This is a genomic window from Nisaea sp. (assembly GCF_040217065.1).
Taxonomy (GTDB): Bacteria; Pseudomonadota; Alphaproteobacteria; order Thalassobaculales; family Thalassobaculaceae; genus Nisaea.
Map to the genome: position 1 here is coordinate 356,324 of NZ_JAVJNX010000008.1, position 17,179 is coordinate 373,502.

A 17,179-nucleotide genomic window follows, 5' to 3' on the forward strand; every position below is an offset into this window, starting at 1 on the left:
ATCTCTCACATTTGAAGCTTCGCCCCCGTCTGCGTGGCAAAATAAGTTATCCACAGGCAAAATTCGCCTTTTTTCAATTATGTTACGGTGGGTTCGCTCTATTTTTCCGGGTTTTGTGGCCGTGGGTACAGTCCTGCTTGCAGGGGCCTTCTGCGCATCTGAAGCGGTTTCCAAGTCGGTTGATCTCGAGTTGGTTTTCGCCGCTGACGGTTCCGGGTCGATCGATGACGACGAACTGCGGTTGCAGCGGCAGGGATATGCCGAGGCACTTTCGGACCCGAGGGTGCTGGATGCAGTGACATCCGGGCGCTGGGGCACGATTGCCGTCAGTTATATCGAATGGGGCGATGAATCCTCCCAGCACACGATCGTAGACTGGCGTGAGATCGCCGGCCCGGAAGATGCTCGCGCATTCGGGGAAGCTCTGCTCTCCGCGCCCCGGGCAGCCTGGGGATATAATTCCATCAGCGAAGCCATTGCCTATTCCACGGACAAGATCCTGACGAATACCTATGAAGGCGCACGCATGGTGATCGATGTCTCCGGCGACGGGCCGCAGATCGGCGGCCGGCCGATCGACTGGGCCCGGGACCGCGCGGTCGATGCCGGGATCACCATCAACGCGCTGGCCGTAAAGAGCCGCGGCGGGGGATACAGAGGTCCGGGAAACATTCCGCTTGAAATGCATTACCGGCTGGATGTGATCGGCGGTCTCGGTGCCTTTGTTATGGTGGCGGACGAGGACACACCGTTCTCGGACGTTCTGCTGGCCAAGATCATCCGCGAGATTGCCGATATCCGTCCAACCGGCCGTCGTCATTCCGTCGCCGGGATTGGCAATGCGGGATTTGCGACCCAATATGCAGCGAGCAAGATCACCTGTGGGACGGAAACCTATGACCGAGCTGGCACTGACCCTGGATGCGAGCGGCCTGAAATGCCCGCTGCCGGTGCTGAAGACCCGCAAGGCCATCAAGGGCCTTGAGCCGGGACAATTGATCTCCGTGCAGTCGACGGACCCGGCATCGCCGCTGGATTTCAAGCATTTCTGCAACAGCGGCGGCCATGAGCTGATAAGCGAGGCAGAGTCGGACGGCGCCTTCACATTTGTCATCCGCAAGGGCCCCTGACACGGGGTCCTTGTTGGCGATGGAGGTACCGCTAAGCGGCGGGGAGCCCGTCTGTCCCGGCGCCGCAGACGATAACGGCGACGGTGCTGCCGGCAGGTGCCGAGACCCTGCCAGTCATCAGGGCGGCCTGGGCCGCTGCACCGCTCAGCTCGGCGGACAGGCCGGTCTCTTCCCAAAGCCATTCGGCGGCGGCTTTCATCTCGGGATCGGTGACCAGTACCAGCTCGTCCACATTCTTCGAGATCAGCTCGAAGTTGAGCGCGGCGGAGCTGCGGGGGGCGAGTGTGCCGGCTGCCGTTTCGATCTTGTCCAGCGTGACCAGATGGCCCGCGGCGCGGGCGGCATGGTGGGTCGGCGCGCCGGTCGGCTCGACACCGATGATCTTGATGCCCGGCTTCAGAAGCTTGGCCGCCGCCGCCACCCCGGCAATCAGGCCGCCGCCGCCGATGGCGACTACCAAAGTGTCGATCTCCGGCGCATCTTCGAGCAATTCGAGCGCGATGGTGCCCTGTCCGGCGATGACGCGCGGATCGGCGAAGGGGTGAATATAGGTCTGGCCATCCGTCTGGGCACGGGCGAGGGCGGCCTCGTTTGCCTCGTCCCAGACAGCGCCTTCGATGATCACTTCTGCGCCCAGGGCTTTAAGCTTCTCCACTTTCGATGGCGGTGTGTTCGAGGGCAGATAGATCACCGCCGGGCAACCTGTCATGCGGGCGCCGAAAGCGACGCCGAGACCGTGATTGCCGCCGGAGGCCGTGATCAGCCCGCGTGCCCGCTCTTCATCGGTCAGGGACGTCACGGTGTTCGTGGCGCCGCGCACCTTGAAGGAGCCGGTCGGTTGCAGGTTTTCGAGCTTCAGCAGCAACCGGGCGCCGGGCGCCGGATCGCTTTTCAGGGCGACGGCGTCCAGCAGCGGTGTGCGGCGGACCTTGCCGCGGATTCGTTCCGCGGCGGCCTTGAAGTCGGACAGGTCGATCAATTGAGGATGCCTCCATCGATTACAAATGCCTGGCCTGTTGTGTAGGCGCTTTCGTCCGAGGCGAGGTAGAGCACCATCGCCGCGATTTCCTCTGCCGTGCCAAGGCGGCCGAGTGGCTGACGCGCGATGAAGTCCTTGCGGGCCTGCACCGGGTCATCGAAAGCGTTGATCCGTCCGTCGAGGGACGGTGACTGTACGGTGCCGGGGCAGACCGCGTTGCAGCGGATACCCTGTTTCATGAAATCGGAAGAGATCGACTTGGTGAGGCCGATCACCGCCGCCTTGCTCGATCCATAGACGCAGCGCAGGGGGATACCCTTCAGGCTGGAGCTGACCGAGGACATGTTGATGATCGAGCCGCCGCCGGCTTCGAGCATCGCCGGCAGGAAGGCCCGGCACATCCGGAACATCGCCTTGACGTTCAGATTGAAGGAAAAATCCCAATCCTCGTCGGATGTGTCGAGGATCGAGCCGTGATGCACGAAGCCGGCGCAGTTGAACAGCGCATCCACGGCGCCGATCTCCGCCGCTGCGGCTTTCACCGCATCGCCGTCGAGCACATCGAGCTGGCGCGTGGTGACGCCGGCGAGTCCGCCAAGCTCGGCCAGTTTTTCCAGATTGATATCGGTCGCGATCACCGTCGCGCCTTCCTGGCTGAAGGCCTCGACCGTGGCCCGGCCGATGCCCTGGGCCGAAGCCGTCACAAGCGCGGTTTTTCCGGCCAAACGTCCTGACATGATGGTCCCCCGTTTTTGATTATCTTGCTTCCCCATGAGTACGGCATCGGATTTCCATGCGGCAAGCATTTGCGCGCACCTTGTGCTGCGCTATCATCGCGACAATCAATATTGAGGGAGTTGCTGGTGATGGCCGAATCAGGCGGAACCCAGAATGCGCAAAGGCTGACGGTCCGGCTAAACCCGGCGGACAATGTCGTCACCTCGCGCGTCGAGATTGCGGCGCACACGAAGATCCCGGAAGAGATGGTGGCGACGCTCGCACTGGTGCCCCAGGGGCACAAGATCGCGACCCGGCGGATCGGCGCCGGCGATCCGGTCAGGAAATACAACCAGGTGATCGGATTCGCGACGGAGGACATCCGGCCCGGCGGCCATGTCCATACCCACAATGTTGCGATGAAGGATTTCGAGCGCGATTACGCCTTCTGCATGGATCGCGCCGAGACCGATTATATCCCGGAAGCGGACCGGGCCACCTTCCAGGGCTTTCGCCGCAAGAACGGCAAGGTCGGGACGCGGAATTATATCGGTGTGCTGACCAGCGTGAACTGCTCGGCCTCGGCGGCGAAATATCTGGCCGACGCGGTCACCCCGGCAATGCTGGAGAAATATCCGAATGTCGACGGGGTGGTGGCACTCAGCCACGCGACCGGCTGCGGCATGGCCGATACGGGCGAGGGCTACGCGAACCTGCAGCGCACTCTCTGGGGCTTCGCCGGGCATCCGAATTTCGCCGGCATCATCATGGTCGGCCTCGGCTGCGAGGTGAACCAGATCGACTTCCTGCTCGAGGCGCATCAGCTCGAGCGCGGCCCGCGTCTGCGGACCATGACCCTGCAGGAGACCGGCGGCACCCGGAAGACCATCGAAAAGGGCCTTGCCCTGATCGAGGAGATGCTGCCGCTGGCCAATCAGAGCCGGCGCGAGACCTGCCCCGTATCGGAACTGACCCTGGCCCTGCAATGCGGCGGCTCGGATGCCTATTCCGGCATGACCGCGAACCCGGCGCTGGGCTATGCGGCGGATCTTCTGGTGCGCCACGGCGGCACCGCCGTGCTGGCCGAGACGCCGGAGATCTTCGGCGCCGAGCATCTGCTGACCCGGCGTGCGGTGAGCAAGGAGGTCGGCGAGAAGCTGGTCGAGCGCATCAAGTGGTGGGAAGCCTATTGTGCCCGCAATGGCGGCGAGATGAACAACAACCCGTCCCCGGGCAACAAGGCAGGCGGCCTGACCACCATCCTTGAGAAGTCGCTCGGGGCGGCGGCCAAGGGCGGCACCACGAACCTCGCCGGCGTCTACAAATATGCCGAGCGGATCGACAGCAAGGGCTTCGTCTTCATGGACAGCCCAGGCTACGACCCGTGCTCGATCACCGGCCAGGTGGCGAGCGGCAGCAATATTGTCGCCTTCACCACCGGGCGCGGTTCCTGCTACGGCTGCAAGCCGGCGCCGTCGATGAAACTGGCGACCAATTCGACGATGTATCACCGCATGGTCGAGGATATGGACATCAATTGCGGCGCGGTGCTGGACGAGGGGATTACGATCGAGCAGATGGGCGAGCAGATCTTCGAGCAGGTGCTGGCCGTTGCCTCGGGCGAGAAAACCAAGAGCGAGAAGCTCGGCATCGGCGATCACGAGTTTATCCCCTGGCAAATCGGGGCGGTGATGTAGGCCGGCCCGGAGCGGCCGCGATGGGGGACGATTTCGCCGACAGCTATCTCGGCCAGCTCAGGAAGCTGATCGGCAGCCGCATGGTGCTGATGCCGGGGGCGCGCTGTGTGATCCTCGATGCGGAAGATTGCGTGCTGTTGCAGTTCCGGGGCGACTTTCATGTCTGGGGCTTGCCCGCCGGCTTCTCCGAGCCGGGCGAAAGCGTGCTGGAAACCCTGGTCAGGGAAGTGCGGGAAGAGACGGGCCTGACAGTGCTCGACCCGATTCCGTGGGGGCATGCATCCTCGCCGGAAGAATGCACGCTGGTTTATCCAAATGGTGATACAATCCAGGGATTCGGTGTCGATTTCCTCGTCCGCGAATGGAGCGGTGAGCTCTCTGTCGACGGGACCGAGACCCTGGCGCTGGAGTGGTTCCCGCTGGACGGCTTGCCGGAAATGATCCCGGCACATAAAAGCGCGCTGGGCCATTTCGGCCGCTACCGCGAAACCGGTGCGTTTCAGCTTTTCTGACCACGGAAAACAGCATGTCCTTCGAAGCCTTCCTCGGCGATCTCCGCGCGGATACGGATACCCGTCATGTCGTGCCGCCGCCAGGCGCGGTCGATTGCGATGTCCGCATCACCGCCGCTTCCGGAAGCGTCCCGCCGAGAGATTTGCCGGATTGCCCGGTAGAGCATTATCGCCCGGTGCAGGACGCGCTCGGCCTCGCCCGCGCCGTGCTGATCCAGCCGGATGCGCTCGGTTTCGACAACAGCACATTGCTCGCGGCGCGACAGGCGCTCTCCGCCGACCCGGACGGTCTCGTCGAGGATTGCGCCCGCGCCTTCTGCATGGTGCGGCCGGGCACCGACGTGGCCGAGCTGAAGGATCTTGCCGCTGCGGGCGCCACGGGAATGCGCGTGACCATGCTGCGCCACCGGGAAAGCTGCCCCTGGGATGAGCTCGACCGGCATGTCCGGCGCGTGCATGACCTGACCGGCTGGGATGTCGAGCTGGCAATGGACGGTTCCGACCTGCATGAGGTCGCTCAGATGCTGCGTGCCTGGCCCTGCAAGACCGTCCTGCCCGACATGGGCGGGTTCCGCTTCTCCCGCAGCCTGACCCAGCCGGGCTTCCGCTCCCTGCGCCATCTGATCGACCGGGGGCGGTTCTGGGTGAAGCTCGCGGCGCCCTATGTCATCGGTCGGGACGGCAACCCGGCGGATCCCGAGATCCCGGACCTGGCCCGCGCCCTCATCGACTGGGCGCCGGAACGTCTGGTCTGGGGCAGCGCCTGGCCGCATCTGGAGCGCGGCGCGTCGCCGGACGGGGAGGAGCCGGCGGACAGGGAGCCGCTCGACCTGATGGCCGACTGGACGCCGTCCCGCGCGGTCCGGACCCGCATTCTGCTGCGCAATGCCGAGGAACTCTATGGCTTCGCCCCCTGGCCCGTGGCGCCGGAGGACTAGGTACCGCAGGATCAGGTTGCGCCCCGGCGCCTATTGCGGGTCGTGATCGGCATAGACCACCAGACGCCAGAGAATCTCCCCCAGGCTCTCGTCATGCTGGTGGTGATTCTGCGGCGGCAACGGCTCCCCGGCATTCGAGGCCACCTCCTTGCGGCAGCCCTCGCAGCGATAGATGCCGGACAGCGGTGCGGCCGCGCCCGGATGGTAGAGCCGGTCGAATTCCGGGTGCGTGGATTTCCCGATCAAGTGCGGGTCCTTGTAGAGCGCCATTGGTCCCTCCCTTCGCCATTGGGTTGCACCATGGTTCAACCAGGGGGCGTGCCGGTCAAGCGCGGTATTGTCACACCCGGCGGCCTGCCTATTCTGATCGCACTGCAGCATAAAAATACTGTCATGTCCGACCGAGATCCAGATTCTGTCTTGGAAAACCCGGAGCCTTTTGCAGGTTTTGTCGAATTCAGATAAGTTATGTCGCAAGAACGATAAAATAACAGGGACATGACTGATGACGCTGCTGACCAATGCCGAAGAGATTTCCGATATTGCCTTCGGATTCATGGGATCCAAGGCGTTGTTCGCTGCGCTGCATCATGGAGTTTTCACCTGCCTGGCCGACGGGCCGCTTTCGGTCGAGGAACTTGGCGAGGCGACCGGTCTGCATCCGGACCGGGTGCAGACCCTGCTGACCGCGCTTGCCTCGCTCGGTGTGGTCTCCGCGGAGGAGGGGCGTTTCGCCAACTCGCCCGCCGCCGAGAGCTTCCTGGTGAAAGGCGCGAAATATGATTTCGGCGACTACCTGCGGCTGCAGGTGGACCGGCAGATGTACGGCCTGCTGGACCAGATCGAGGATGCCATCGCCAACAAATTGCCGGATGAGGCCACCAGCTCCTACGCCGACTGGTTCTCCGACCCGGAGCAGGCCACGCTCTATTCCAACAGCCAGCATGCCGGCTCCCTCGGTCCGGCCCGCGGCCTGGCCAAGCTGGTCGACCTCAGTGGCGGCAAGAAACTGCTCGACGTCGGCGGCGGCACCGGCGCCTTCGCCATCACGCTGGCAAAAGCCTTCCCCGACCTGACCGCGACCATCGTCGATTTCCCGAATGTCGCCTCCCTCGGCAAGACCTATGTCGAGAAGGCCGGGCTCAGCGGCCGGATCGACTATGTCATCGGCGACGCGCTGCGCACGGAATGGCCGCGCGCGCAGGACGCGATCCTGATGTCCTACCTGTTTTCCGGCGTGGCCGGCGACGAGCATGACAGCCTGCTGAAGCGGGCCTATGACCACCTCGTCCCCGGCGGCCGCCTGATGATCCATGATTTCGTCGTCACGGCCGACCGCACCGGCCCGAAACTCGCCGCCCTCTGGCAGCTCCAGCACACCGCCTTCACCCCGGAAGCGCGCTCGCTGGACGATGAATGGCTGGCGGAGCAGCTGACGAAGTCCGGCTTCACCGATGTCAAAGTCGGCCCGATGATCCCGGGCATGACGATGCTGGCGGAGGCGGTGCGGCCGGGATAACGGGCGTCAGTCCTCCAGGTCGGTCTGGATGAAGCGGTCGTTCAGGTGAATGTCCGTGGTCTCCAGCCGGCCCGGTCCGAGATTCTCGAACTTGTGCGGCACCTCCGCCGGCCCGAAGACGATCTGCCCCGCCTCGGCCTCGAAAATCCGGTCGCCGACCGTGAAGCGCGCCCGGCCCTGACGGATGATGAAGAGCTCATCATAGGGATGCACGTGCAGCTTCGGCCCGCTGCCGACCCTGTCGCTGGAGAAGAACAGCACCGTCACGTTCGTGCCGATCTCCCCGCCCTCGAACCGGCCGACCCACCGGTCCTCTTCCCGGGCCCAGTCACTGCGCTTGATGAGTGCGGGGGCGCGGTTCATGGCGGGCGGTCCTTCTGTATCGGTGTTCTTGGTCAAGTTCTTGATATGAAACGCAGAGGGATGGGCTCCGGCGGTTAGGTGGATATAGTGGGGACAAAATGGCTGGTTTTCGCCTCACAACACCCGATACACATTATAAACTGGCCCGCTCGGCGTCCGGTCGCCACTGCCCACGCAGACCGCCTTGTTCAGCCAGAGATATTTCTCCGCCGCCGTCTCGAAGCTCGGGGTGATGCGGAAGTAATAATCGTCGCGGTTCACCGGCTGGCCGGCATTCATCCGGGCCATGACCTCTTCGGGGCCGTGGCGCAGGCCCTTGTAGGTCATGTAGATCAGGGCGCCGTCGTCGGCTTCCAGCACCAGCCGGACGTCGAGTTGCGTGACGCCGTCATTGCGCACCAGGATCCAGTCGCCGCCGCCGCCGCGCACCGTTCCCTTCAGGCTCGGGCCGGTGAAGCTGCCGCCGGTGACCTTGGCGATCTTGCGTTCGCCGAACGGCGTGTGGCCGAGCAGTTGCAGCGGGGCTTCCACGGCGAGGGTGATGTCGAAGAGATGTTCTGTCTGGATGTGGCTCATGGTCCGGTCCTCCCCCGAGGGCGTTGTTTTCTTGGTTAAGGGGAGTATGACCGGCTTTCCGGCGCTTGAAAATCGTCTCTGTCGGCGGCGCCATGTGGACCGGGCCGGTCAGTCGGCGACGATCACCTCGGCCCGCATGCGCGGGTGGATCCGGCACTGCAGGATGAAGCGGCCGGCATTCTCGAAGGTCACCGGCACTTCGGCCCCGGTCGACTGCAGGCCGATATCGAATTCCCCGCCGTCACTGTCCGAATAGACGTTATGGCCGAACACATCCGAATTGAGGAAGGTGACGGTATCGCCGGCCTTGATGGTGATGGATTTCGGCAGGAAGGCGATGCCGGATTGCTCAATGACCAAAGGCGTCGCCGCGTAGAGACCGCCGACGGCGAGCCAGGAGGTGGCTGCCGTCAGGGCGAGGAGGGCGACAAGGCGCTGCCGCCCGCTCCAGTGTGTCCGGTTCCGCTGTGCCATGGTCAGCGGTTCGCCACCGGCGCGGCGATGTCGATCACCGCGGCCGCGGCGGGCGAGGCGATCCTGCCGACGCGGGTCATCATGCCCTTGGCGACGGAGAACCTGTAGAGCGCGCCCCCGGCCACGGCAAAGCCATGATACTCGTCCTTCGGATCGGTGAAGATATCGATGGCTTCAATCATTGTTCCGGCGGCAAGGCCGGTCGGGCCGACGCTTTTCAGAACGCCGTCATTCGGCGGATCCTGCACGACATACATGCCGTTCTTGCTGTCCACATCGAACAGCTGGGTGAATTTCGTGCCCTTGTAGGAATTGATATAGGCACCGGCCAGCACGCCGGGCTTTTCGCCGGCATGCCTGTCGGCCTTGTCGTAGCTCAGCCGGCCGTCGACCACGGCGGCGCCGGTCTCGACATTGACGCGCAGGTTCTGTCCGTTCGAGGCCATCACCCGCAGCCGGTCCGCCTGGGGATTGAAATCCACGACGAGATTGTCGACGGCTTCGAGCCGCTCCGAGATCTTCGACATGCGGGTGGCGGCGCCGGTGCTGGTGTCGATGGTGTAGATCGCGCCGGACGCGGTGACGGCATAGAGGGCGAGGTCGGCCGGGCGGATATCGATGCCGAGGACCTTGGTGTCCACGCCAGTGATATCGACCGAGCGGGCGGCGCCGGGATTGCTGTCGGTCATCATGAGCAGCTGGTTGTTCGCCGTCAGGCCGATCAGCTCCAGGGCAGCGGCGGGCGTGGCCCAGGCCATGCCGGTTGCCAATGTTGCCGCAGCCAGTGTTTTCGAAAAGGTCATTGCTGTCTTCCACTCAGTTCGCAGGTCAGTTCAGCGCGCGGTCCGAGCCGGCAGGAAAGGCGCATATCTCCTTCTACGTGCTGCGCTGCAGACCGGATTTACCGGCGTAAGGTATCCGGCATACGTGTTGGAGCGCATTCAAAGCCTGAAAATCGTTTCCACCTTCTGGCGCAGCTGGTCCGGGGTGAAGGGCTTGGCGATGTAGGCGTCGACGCCATATTGGCGGGCGGCGATCACGAAGTCCTTGTTTGCATTGCCGGTCAGCATGACGAACCGCATGTTCGGATAGGTCTTCCGCACGGCCCGCAGGAATTCGAGGCCGTTGATCTCCGGCATGTTCCAGTCCGAGACGATGAGTTGCACGTCACCGTTCAGCTCCTTCAGCAGTTTCAGGGCTTTCAGCCCGTCCGCAGCGTGGAAGATCCGGCGGAAACCCATCAGTTTCAGGGCGCCCTGGGCGAGTTTCGTCGCCATCGGCTCGTCCTCGGCGACGATCACCTGATACTCGGCGAAATTGGGGCGCATGCTGCTGTGATCTGTCATGAAGTCATCTGGCCGCCTGGTTGTCGAAAAGGGTTCGGCTTTGTTCGAGGGCGGTGAGCAGAGACTCGGCCGACTCCACGCACTCCTCTAGATGATCCGCTTCGGCGCCGGTTTCAACCGAAAGCGCCGCCCGGTAGACATCGCGCAATCCGACCGAGGCCGCCGCGCTCTTCAGGGCATGGGCGGCTTCGCCGAGCCCGGCGGCGTTCCGGGCTTTCAGATGCTCCTCGATGATGGCGACATGGGCGTCGACCGCGCCAAGGAAATCGGAAACCATTTCATCGGCGAACTCTGCGCCGAGCTGGTCCCTGTATGTCGCCAGAATGTCCGGCTCCAGCGCCGGGCCGTCCTGCATCAGGCGCTCGGCCACCGGCGACGCGGCCTCCTCCGGCATATCGTCCAGCCAGTCTTCCCCTCCATCATCCGCCGCGTCCTCGTTGTTCCGGCGCAGCACCCGGGCCAATGCGCCGAACAGCAGGCCGGGATGGATCGGCTTGGCGACATAGGTGTCCATGCCGGCTTCAAGGCAGCGCTGCACGTCCTCCGCCGTTGCCGCAGCCGTGGCGGCAACGATGGGAATGACCGACCGCGGCGGGGCGAGGGCGCGAATCCGGCGGGTCGCCTCCAGTCCGTCCATCACCGGCATGTTCATGTCCATCAGCACGGCGTCGAAGGCGCCGGCCGGCTCAGCCTCCAGCGCGGCCAGCGCGGCGGCGCCGTCCGGAACGATTCGCACCGTATGGCCTTCGGCTTCGAGCAGCCCGCGGGCGACCTGCTGGTTCACCAGGTTGTCCTCGGCGACAAGCACGGTCAGCGGCGGCAATTTCTCTGCATTGGCCGGCAGGTCGCGATTATCCGGCATCGCGCCGTCCGAGAGCGGGATCTCGAACCAGAAGGTGCTGCCGGTGCCGGGAATGCTGTCGACGGCGATATGTCCGCCCATCAGCTCCACGAGCTGCTTGCAGATGGCGAGCCCGAGACCGGTGCCGCCATAGGTCCGCGCCGTTGAACTGTCCGCCTGGCTGAATTCCTGGAACAGCCGGCCGACCTTGTCCGGCGGGATACCGATACCGGTATCGGTCACCCTGAACCTGTAGGTGCCGGCCGGGCCGGCCGGGCTGACGGAGACCGTGACGCCGCCCTTCTCGGTGAATTTCAGCGCATTGCCGACCAGGTTGAGCAGGACCTGGCGCAGCCGGGCCGAATCGCCCTTCAGATAACGCGGGCAGTCCGTGTCGACATCGGCCTGGAAGGTCAGGCCTTTTTCCTCCGCCCGGCCCTGCATCAGGGCGAGGGATCCTGCGACCATACGGCGAAGATCGAAATCCAGCAGCTCCAGATCGAGCTTGCCGGCCTCGAGCTTGGAGAAGTCCAGGATGCCGTTCAGCAGATGCATCAGCCCTTCGGCGCTTTCCAGCACGGTCTCGGCGAAATGCTTTTCCTCGGCACCGAGCGGCCGGCGCAGCAGCAGCCGTGTCATGCCGATGACGCCGTTCATCGGGGTCCGGATTTCGTGGCTCATCATGGCCAGGAAGTCCGACTTCGCCTTGGCGGCGGCTTCGGCGCTGTCCCGGGCCTCACGGACCTCGTTCATGACATCGCGGAACACCAGCAGGGATCGGGCCATACCACCGATCTCGTCGCCGCGAGTCCGATCCCGCTCGTCGACGGCGACCGAGCGGTCTCCGGAGGCCAGCGCGATGGTGCCCTTGGCAAGCCGGTTCAGCGGACGGATGATGTTGCGGGCGAGCAGGCCGGCGACGATCAGGGAAACCACCAGCACACCGGCGAGAATATAGCTCGTCAGCCGCTTGGTATCGTTGACGCTTTGCTCGGCGGCGAGCCAGAAACGGTAACCGTCCTCCGCGGCGACCTGCACCAGGATGTCGAGATTGACCTTTATCTTTTCGGCGATCGCGTCCCGCTCGGGTTTCAGGGCTGGCGCGGTCCGCGCCTCATGGGCGGTTTCCCACCAGGCCTCAAAGTCCGTACGCAGGGTTTCTGCGAGTTCCAGGGTCCGTTCCGACATCCGGCGGTCTGTGGCGACCTCAAGATCGATGAAGAAATCCTCGCGCAACCGGGCCAGACGCTCTTCCGTCGAGGCGCCGGTCAGCCGTTCCTCCAACTCCATGACCAGGAAATTGGTCTGTGTCGCGCGGGCGAAATTGATCGATTGCAGCGGCCGGTCGTACAATGCCTTGGCGATGTCGCCGAGGGACCATGTGGCAAAGAAGCTTGTCCCTGCCAGCGCGCCGGCGGCAAGCACGGCCACCAGAAACGCGCCGATCAATTTGAGGCGGAGAGACATTGCGTGCCGGTTATTCGGTGACGGTGATCTTCAGCTGCATCCGGGGATGGATCCGGCAACGGACATCGATGATACCCAGTTTTTCCAGCACCACATCCCGCTCTTCGCCGGGCGGTTGCAGACCGATATCGAAGCCGGCATTCCCGGTTTCGGCATAGACGTTGTGTCCGTAGAAATCGTCATTCACGAAGCGCACCACGTCGCCTTTCTTCACGGTAATCTCGCCCGGCGTGAAGATGCGGCCCTTCTGGCTGATGGTCGCGGCGGGACCCGCTGCCATCGCTATCATGACCCCGGATGCAGCGAGTAGAACGGCCGCCGAAAGCATGGCACGAAGCGATCGTGGAAGAGACATGAAACGGTCCACTTCAATTTCTGAATACATGACTATATCGGAAGTCAGGACAATTAATCAGCGTTCATTGGCGTAATTGCCAGTGAAACAACGCTATCCGGTCCTCACAAATAGGCGATTCAACTCCAGGCGATGAAAGGTTTCGGCCTGCGGGCCGTGGTCCGGGCCGAAATACAGGCCAAGTCCTGCACAGTGCTGGAAAAAGCCCGGGCCCGGCAGCCCGTCACGGGCCTTCGATATGGCCACCGCAGCGCGCAGGGGCGCACCGTTCCTGTGATCGCAGGTCACCAGATCCTCGAGCGCCTCGGTCAGCCGGTGAATGCGATGGGGGCCGGCCATGCCCGCCGCTTCCGCCAGTTCCGCATAGGTGATAGTCCGCTCAGCGCGGGCCCGCTCTTCAAGCGCGGCGATCATGCGGGGGAACCAGGGTTCCTGATCGTGGCGTCCGGTGATCTGGGCTTCGCTCATCTTGGCGTGGCGCTCCGGCGGACCGGGATCGTCAGGTCAGTTTTGCCCTGACAGACCCGGCATTCTTCAGTAAAGGGTGTCCCATAAATCAAGGGAACTCGAAATGAAAGCCTTCCGGGCGACGCTCTTCAACGTTCTGTTCTACACGCTTACGCCGTTGGTCGGCCTGCTGCTCCTGCCGGCTTGCCTCGGGCCGCGGCGTTGGGTCTGCGCCATCCGGGACGTCTGGTCACGCGGCGTCATCGCTCTGCTTGGGCTGGTGGTGGGATTGCGTTGGCGGTTGACGGGCGCGGAGCGCATGCCTGACGGCCCGGCGCTGATCGCCTGCAAGCACCAGTCTGCCTGGGAGACCATCGCGCTGCATCTGTTCTGCCGGGATCCGGCCATCGTGCTGAAGCAGGAGCTCCTGAAGCTGCCGGTGATCGGCTGGTATTTTCGTCGCGTCGGCATGGTGCCGATCGACCGGTCTGCCGGGGCCGGCGCGCTGAAGCTGATGGTCAGGGCGGCGGAGGCACGGGTCGCCGAGGGCCGCCCGGTGGTGATTTTCCCGCAGGGCACGCGCGTCGCGCCGGGAACCGAGCAGGCCTATCATCCTGGCGTCTTTGCGCTCTATCGTGCGCTGAATGTTCCGGTGGTGCCCGTGGCGCTCAATTCCGGCCAGTTCTGGGCCCGCGAGAGCTTCATGAAATATCCGGGCGTCATCGATGTTCGTGTGCTGGAGCCAATCCCGCCGGGGCTCGACCGCAAGACCTTCATGGCCCGGCTTGAAGAAGTCATCGAAACGGAGACCCGGGCGCTGGAAAGTTCTGCCGCTACTTGATGGTCATCTTCATGACCTGGATATTGAGCAGGTCCTTTTTCGGGATGATGTCACGCAGCCGGATCCACAGCCCGTCCCGGATCTTGTTGATGCCTTCAAAGCCGTTCAGCTCCTGCTCGGTCAGGCTGCTCGCGAAGATGATCACCTTGTCCCGGATGCGCGGTTCAAGGGCCGTCACCCGGATCTGCGCCGCCGGATCCTTCAGTTCGAGAGCAATGCTGAGCAGCATGAAGACCGGATAATGCCGTTCGGTCTGCAGATTGATGACGAACTCTTCCAACTGGAAAACAACCGCGTCCGGCGCTGCCGCGGCGAATGGCGGCGGCGCTTCGTTCAGATAGGGTTCTTCGTTCTGTGCGCTGCCCCCGGCCGCCATTTGTTTCTTCTTCTGGGTGCCGAGCGGATCGAATCCCGGAATCAGCCCGAACATCACAGCCCCCATACCGGCACCGACGATGAGCATCAGTGGCAGGGTGACGAAGATGATGAGTTTCTTCACGTGGCGCGCTCCGTTCTTGCCGGGATCGTCATAAACTATTGCACTAGCAGCTATCCTGTTTGAATGAACAGCATTTCCGGTGCAATCCTTCGTGGTTTCGATCCTATGATACGCTGATCGGCGAGGGGAGTGGGGTCTTGATGCAGGACAAGGAAGCGCGCGAGTGGCTGGATTTTTTCAACAAACAGCCGCACGAGCGCCTGACGCAGGAGCCTGCGGGCGATGTTCCGGTCGTCACGTCCTTCGTGATCGATCTCGTGGACGACCGGTTTGTCCTTACATTCCGGTTCGAGGACGGGCGGGAGCGGGCGATCTCCCTGAATGACGATCTCGCACTCTATCTCCGGGAATATCTGACGACCGCCGTCATGGAGTATGCCGCGCGGAACCAGCCGCTGTGACCGGCCCGTGACCATCAGGCCTCAAGGCGCAGACGCGCGAAACATGGGCGCGTCTGTCGCTTTCCGTTCGATATATAGGCGCCGGCTGCTGCATTCCGCGGGTGTCTAACGGCCGACGGCATATCCCTGCATCCCGCGCGGGTTGGCCGCTGCCCTCAGCATGTCGCCGTCCTTGGCGGCGGCGGTCAGCCGGCCTTCCGACCAGGGATCGCCGACCTCGAGATCGTGACCCCGGCGGCGCAGCTCGGCATAGGTTTCGGCCGGGAACCTGTCTTCCAGCACCAGACGCTTGTTGATCCGGCCGCGCGGCCAGAACGAGCTTGGAAAATGCTCGTTGTGGAAAGCCGGGCAGTCGATCGCTTCCTGCAGGTTCATGCCGTGATCCGCATGGTGCAGGAACAACAAGAGCGACCATTGGTCCTGTTGATCACCGCCCGGCGTGCCGAACGGCATATAGGCTTCGCCGTCACGCAGCGCGAAGGAGGGCGACAGAGTTGTCCGGGGGCGCTTGCCCGGAGCCAGCGTGGAGGGAGAGCCTTCCTCGAGCCAGAACATCTGCGCCCGGTTGCCGAGGCAGAAGCCGAGCTCCGGGATGATCGGCGAGCTTTGCAGCCAGCCGCCGCTCGGCGTGGCCGAGACCATGTTGCCGTGCTTGTCGATAATGTCGATATGGACCGTGTCGCCCCGGGCCTCGCCCATTTTGCCCACGGTCGGCTCGCCGACCCCCATGCCCGCGCCGGAAATGTCCTGCGCGTGTGGCAGCAGGGAATGTGCAATGTTGTTGCTGTAGCCTTCGATGGTGCCGGCAATGAAGGCATCGGAAGCATCTTTGCCGACAAGAGCCCGGCGGCTTTCCGCATAAGCGTCGCTCAGCAGCGTCTCCATCGGCACGTCGACAAAGTCCGGATCGCCATAATAGGCCTCACGGTCGGCATAGGAGAGCTTGGAGGTCTCCGTCACGGCATGCACGAAATCTGGGCCGGTCGGGTCCATGTCGGCGATGCCCATGGATTTCAGCAGGGAAAGCTGCTGCAACATGACGGGGCCTTGGCTCCAGGCGCCGCATTTCGCAACGGTGTACCGGCCGTAATCATAGGTCAGTGCGTCTTCATAGGTCGCGGACCAGCTTGCAAGATCGTCACCGGTGAGCAGGGCCTTATGGCGCCGTCCGGTTGCGTCCATGTAGGCGTCCCGGCAGAACCGGTCGATGGTCTCCGCGATCCAGCCGCGGTACCAGATGTCCCGCGCCCGGTCGATCTTGGCTTCCCTGCTGCCACCGCCGGTTTCCGCGTCGCGCACGATCCGCTCGTAGGTATCGGCCAGCTTCGGGTTGGAGAACAGGGCGCCCGGTGTTGGCGCCTTGCCGTCCTTCAGATAGATCGCGGCGGAGGTCGGCCATTCGGTTTCGAAAAGCCCGCGCACCGTCTCGACCGTGTCGGTGATTTTCGAGACCACAGGATAGCCGTTGCGGGCATAGCCGATGGCATATTCCAGAACGTCCCCAAGGCCCATGGTGCCGTGGTCGCGCAGCATCAGCATCCAGGTATCGAAGGCGCCCGGTGTGACGGCGGCAAGCAGGCCACTGCCGGGAATCAGGTCGAGCCCGAGATCGCGGATCGCCGGGATCGTCGCGGCTTTCGGCGCCGGTCCCTGGCCGCAGATGACCTGTGTCCGGTTCTGTTTGGCGCTGTGCATGATCAACGGCAGGTCACCGCCCGGGCCGTTCAGGTGCGGCTCGACGATCTGCAGCACGAAACCGGCGGCGACCGCCGCGTCGAATGCATTTCCGCCGCGCTCCAGGATCGCCATGCCGGCGGAGGATGCCAGCCAATGCGTGGATGCGACCACACCAAAGGTGCCGCGAATTTCAGGTCTGGTTGTAAACATGGCGGATCCGTGGGGGTCGGTTGGAAGGGACGGCAACTATAGTCTGACGACAACCGGCTGTGCAATTCCGCGAGACTCTATCCAGCATTGAATTTCACAGGAAAAAATGCTAGATGATACGGTGCCTCAGAAGAGGTGGCCCGGTTTGTGCATTAACCATTTGGTATGCTGAATGGCACAAATCCAGCAG

At 63.6% G+C, this 17,179-nt stretch carries 21 protein-coding genes; 8 read left to right on the plus strand and 13 right to left on the minus strand.

Annotated elements, in window-relative coordinates:
* Positions 1-121 precede the first annotated feature (121 nt).
* Both RH950_RS10705 and RH950_RS10710 read left to right on the plus strand, forming a co-directional pair.
* Positions 122-985: a DUF1194 domain-containing protein gene (locus tag RH950_RS10705; protein ID WP_350056515.1), complete on the plus strand. Its 864-nt coding sequence runs from the start codon at positions 122-124 to the stop codon at positions 983-985.
* Positions 897-1,130 carry a sulfurtransferase TusA family protein gene (locus RH950_RS10710; protein ID WP_350056517.1) on the plus strand — a complete coding sequence of 78 codons (234 nt, stop codon included), beginning with the start codon at positions 897-899 and terminating at the stop codon, positions 1,128-1,130. Before RH950_RS10705 ends, RH950_RS10710 begins: the two co-directional genes overlap by 89 nt.
* Positions 1,131-1,161: 31 nt before the next feature.
* On the opposite strand, the gene RH950_RS10715 is transcribed toward RH950_RS10710, so the two are convergent.
* Both RH950_RS10715 and RH950_RS10720 read right to left on the minus strand, forming a co-directional pair.
* Complete coding sequence (locus tag RH950_RS10715) at positions 1,162-2,109, minus strand: threonine ammonia-lyase (RefSeq protein ID WP_350056519.1); 948 nt, start codon at positions 2,107-2,109, stop codon at positions 1,162-1,164.
* Positions 2,106-2,846, minus strand: coding sequence for an SDR family oxidoreductase (locus RH950_RS10720; RefSeq protein WP_350056521.1), 741 nt, complete (start codon positions 2,844-2,846; stop codon positions 2,106-2,108). Before RH950_RS10720 ends, RH950_RS10715 begins: the two co-directional genes overlap by 4 nt.
* 129 nt (positions 2,847-2,975) lie before the next feature.
* Between RH950_RS10720 and RH950_RS10725 the strand changes: the two genes are divergently transcribed.
* Genes RH950_RS10725 through RH950_RS10735 form a run of 3 tightly spaced genes read left to right on the plus strand, consistent with a single transcriptional unit; the run spans position 2,976 to position 5,973 of the window.
* The gene (locus tag RH950_RS10725; RefSeq protein WP_350056523.1) at positions 2,976-4,523 is read left to right on the plus strand and encodes a UxaA family hydrolase; all 1,548 of its coding nucleotides are present in this window, start codon (positions 2,976-2,978) and stop codon (positions 4,521-4,523) included.
* Between the two features lie 20 nt (positions 4,524-4,543).
* Positions 4,544-5,035 carry an NUDIX hydrolase gene (locus RH950_RS10730; protein ID WP_350056525.1) on the plus strand — a complete coding sequence of 164 codons (492 nt, stop codon included), beginning with the start codon at positions 4,544-4,546 and terminating at the stop codon, positions 5,033-5,035.
* A gap of 14 nt (positions 5,036-5,049) precedes the next feature.
* Positions 5,050-5,973: an amidohydrolase family protein gene (locus RH950_RS10735; protein WP_350056527.1), complete on the plus strand. Its 924-nt coding sequence runs from the start codon at positions 5,050-5,052 to the stop codon at positions 5,971-5,973.
* A 30-nt stretch (positions 5,974-6,003) separates the two neighbouring features.
* Here RH950_RS10735 and RH950_RS10740 read toward each other — a convergent pair whose 3' ends face one another.
* Positions 6,004-6,243 (minus strand): hypothetical protein, encoded by a 240-nt coding sequence (locus tag RH950_RS10740; RefSeq protein ID WP_350056529.1) that lies wholly within the window; start codon positions 6,241-6,243, stop codon positions 6,004-6,006.
* A 235-nt stretch (positions 6,244-6,478) separates the two neighbouring features.
* Between RH950_RS10740 and RH950_RS10745 the strand changes: the two genes are divergently transcribed.
* On the plus strand, positions 6,479-7,492 hold the full coding sequence (locus RH950_RS10745) for a methyltransferase (protein WP_350056531.1): 1,014 nt from the start codon (positions 6,479-6,481) through the stop codon (positions 7,490-7,492).
* Between the two features lie 6 nt (positions 7,493-7,498).
* Here the strand turns inward: RH950_RS10745 and RH950_RS10750 are convergent, their stop codons facing one another.
* From RH950_RS10750 to RH950_RS10785, 8 genes are all read right to left on the minus strand, one after another.
* Positions 7,499-7,855 (minus strand): cupin domain-containing protein, encoded by a 357-nt coding sequence (locus tag RH950_RS10750; protein ID WP_350056533.1) that lies wholly within the window; start codon positions 7,853-7,855, stop codon positions 7,499-7,501.
* A 114-nt stretch (positions 7,856-7,969) separates the two neighbouring features.
* Positions 7,970-8,431 carry a DUF3237 domain-containing protein gene (locus RH950_RS10755; RefSeq protein ID WP_350056535.1) on the minus strand — a complete coding sequence of 154 codons (462 nt, stop codon included), beginning with the start codon at positions 8,429-8,431 and terminating at the stop codon, positions 7,970-7,972.
* Positions 8,432-8,539: 108 nt separating this feature from the next.
* Positions 8,540-8,905, minus strand: coding sequence for a cupredoxin domain-containing protein (locus RH950_RS10760; protein ID WP_350056537.1), 366 nt, complete (start codon positions 8,903-8,905; stop codon positions 8,540-8,542).
* A 2-nt stretch (positions 8,906-8,907) separates the two neighbouring features.
* Positions 8,908-9,708 (minus strand): DUF4394 domain-containing protein, encoded by an 801-nt coding sequence (locus RH950_RS10765; protein ID WP_350056539.1) that lies wholly within the window; start codon positions 9,706-9,708, stop codon positions 8,908-8,910.
* 138 nt (positions 9,709-9,846) lie between these two features.
* Positions 9,847-10,251: a response regulator gene (locus RH950_RS10770; protein ID WP_350056541.1), complete on the minus strand. Its 405-nt coding sequence runs from the start codon at positions 10,249-10,251 to the stop codon at positions 9,847-9,849.
* 4 nt (positions 10,252-10,255) lie between these two features.
* A complete protein-coding gene (locus RH950_RS10775) occupies positions 10,256-12,559 on the minus strand; it encodes an ATP-binding protein (protein WP_350056543.1) in 2,304 nt (767 codons plus the stop codon).
* A 10-nt stretch (positions 12,560-12,569) separates the two neighbouring features.
* A complete protein-coding gene (locus RH950_RS10780) occupies positions 12,570-12,839 on the minus strand; it encodes a cupredoxin domain-containing protein (protein ID WP_350056545.1) in 270 nt (89 codons plus the stop codon).
* A 168-nt stretch (positions 12,840-13,007) separates the two neighbouring features.
* On the minus strand, positions 13,008-13,382 hold the full coding sequence (locus RH950_RS10785; RefSeq protein ID WP_350056547.1) for a hypothetical protein: 375 nt from the start codon (positions 13,380-13,382) through the stop codon (positions 13,008-13,010).
* Between the two features lie 103 nt (positions 13,383-13,485).
* Between RH950_RS10785 and RH950_RS10790 the strand changes: the two genes are divergently transcribed.
* Positions 13,486-14,202: a lysophospholipid acyltransferase family protein gene (locus tag RH950_RS10790; protein WP_350056549.1), complete on the plus strand. Its 717-nt coding sequence runs from the start codon at positions 13,486-13,488 to the stop codon at positions 14,200-14,202.
* On the opposite strand, the gene RH950_RS10795 is transcribed toward RH950_RS10790, so the two are convergent.
* Positions 14,195-14,701, minus strand: coding sequence for a flagellar basal body-associated FliL family protein (locus tag RH950_RS10795; RefSeq protein WP_350056551.1), 507 nt, complete (start codon positions 14,699-14,701; stop codon positions 14,195-14,197). The genes RH950_RS10790 and RH950_RS10795 overlap by 8 nt on opposite strands.
* A gap of 140 nt (positions 14,702-14,841) precedes the next feature.
* Here RH950_RS10795 and RH950_RS10800 point away from each other — a divergent pair, with 140 nt between their 5' ends.
* Positions 14,842-15,102 (plus strand): hypothetical protein, encoded by a 261-nt coding sequence (locus RH950_RS10800; RefSeq protein WP_350056553.1) that lies wholly within the window; start codon positions 14,842-14,844, stop codon positions 15,100-15,102.
* 105 nt (positions 15,103-15,207) lie between these two features.
* Here the strand turns inward: RH950_RS10800 and RH950_RS10805 are convergent, their stop codons facing one another.
* Entirely contained in the window at positions 15,208-16,989 is a 1,782-nt protein-coding gene (locus tag RH950_RS10805; protein ID WP_350056555.1) for a gamma-glutamyltransferase family protein, read from the minus strand.
* Positions 16,990-17,179: the final 190 nt, after the last annotated feature.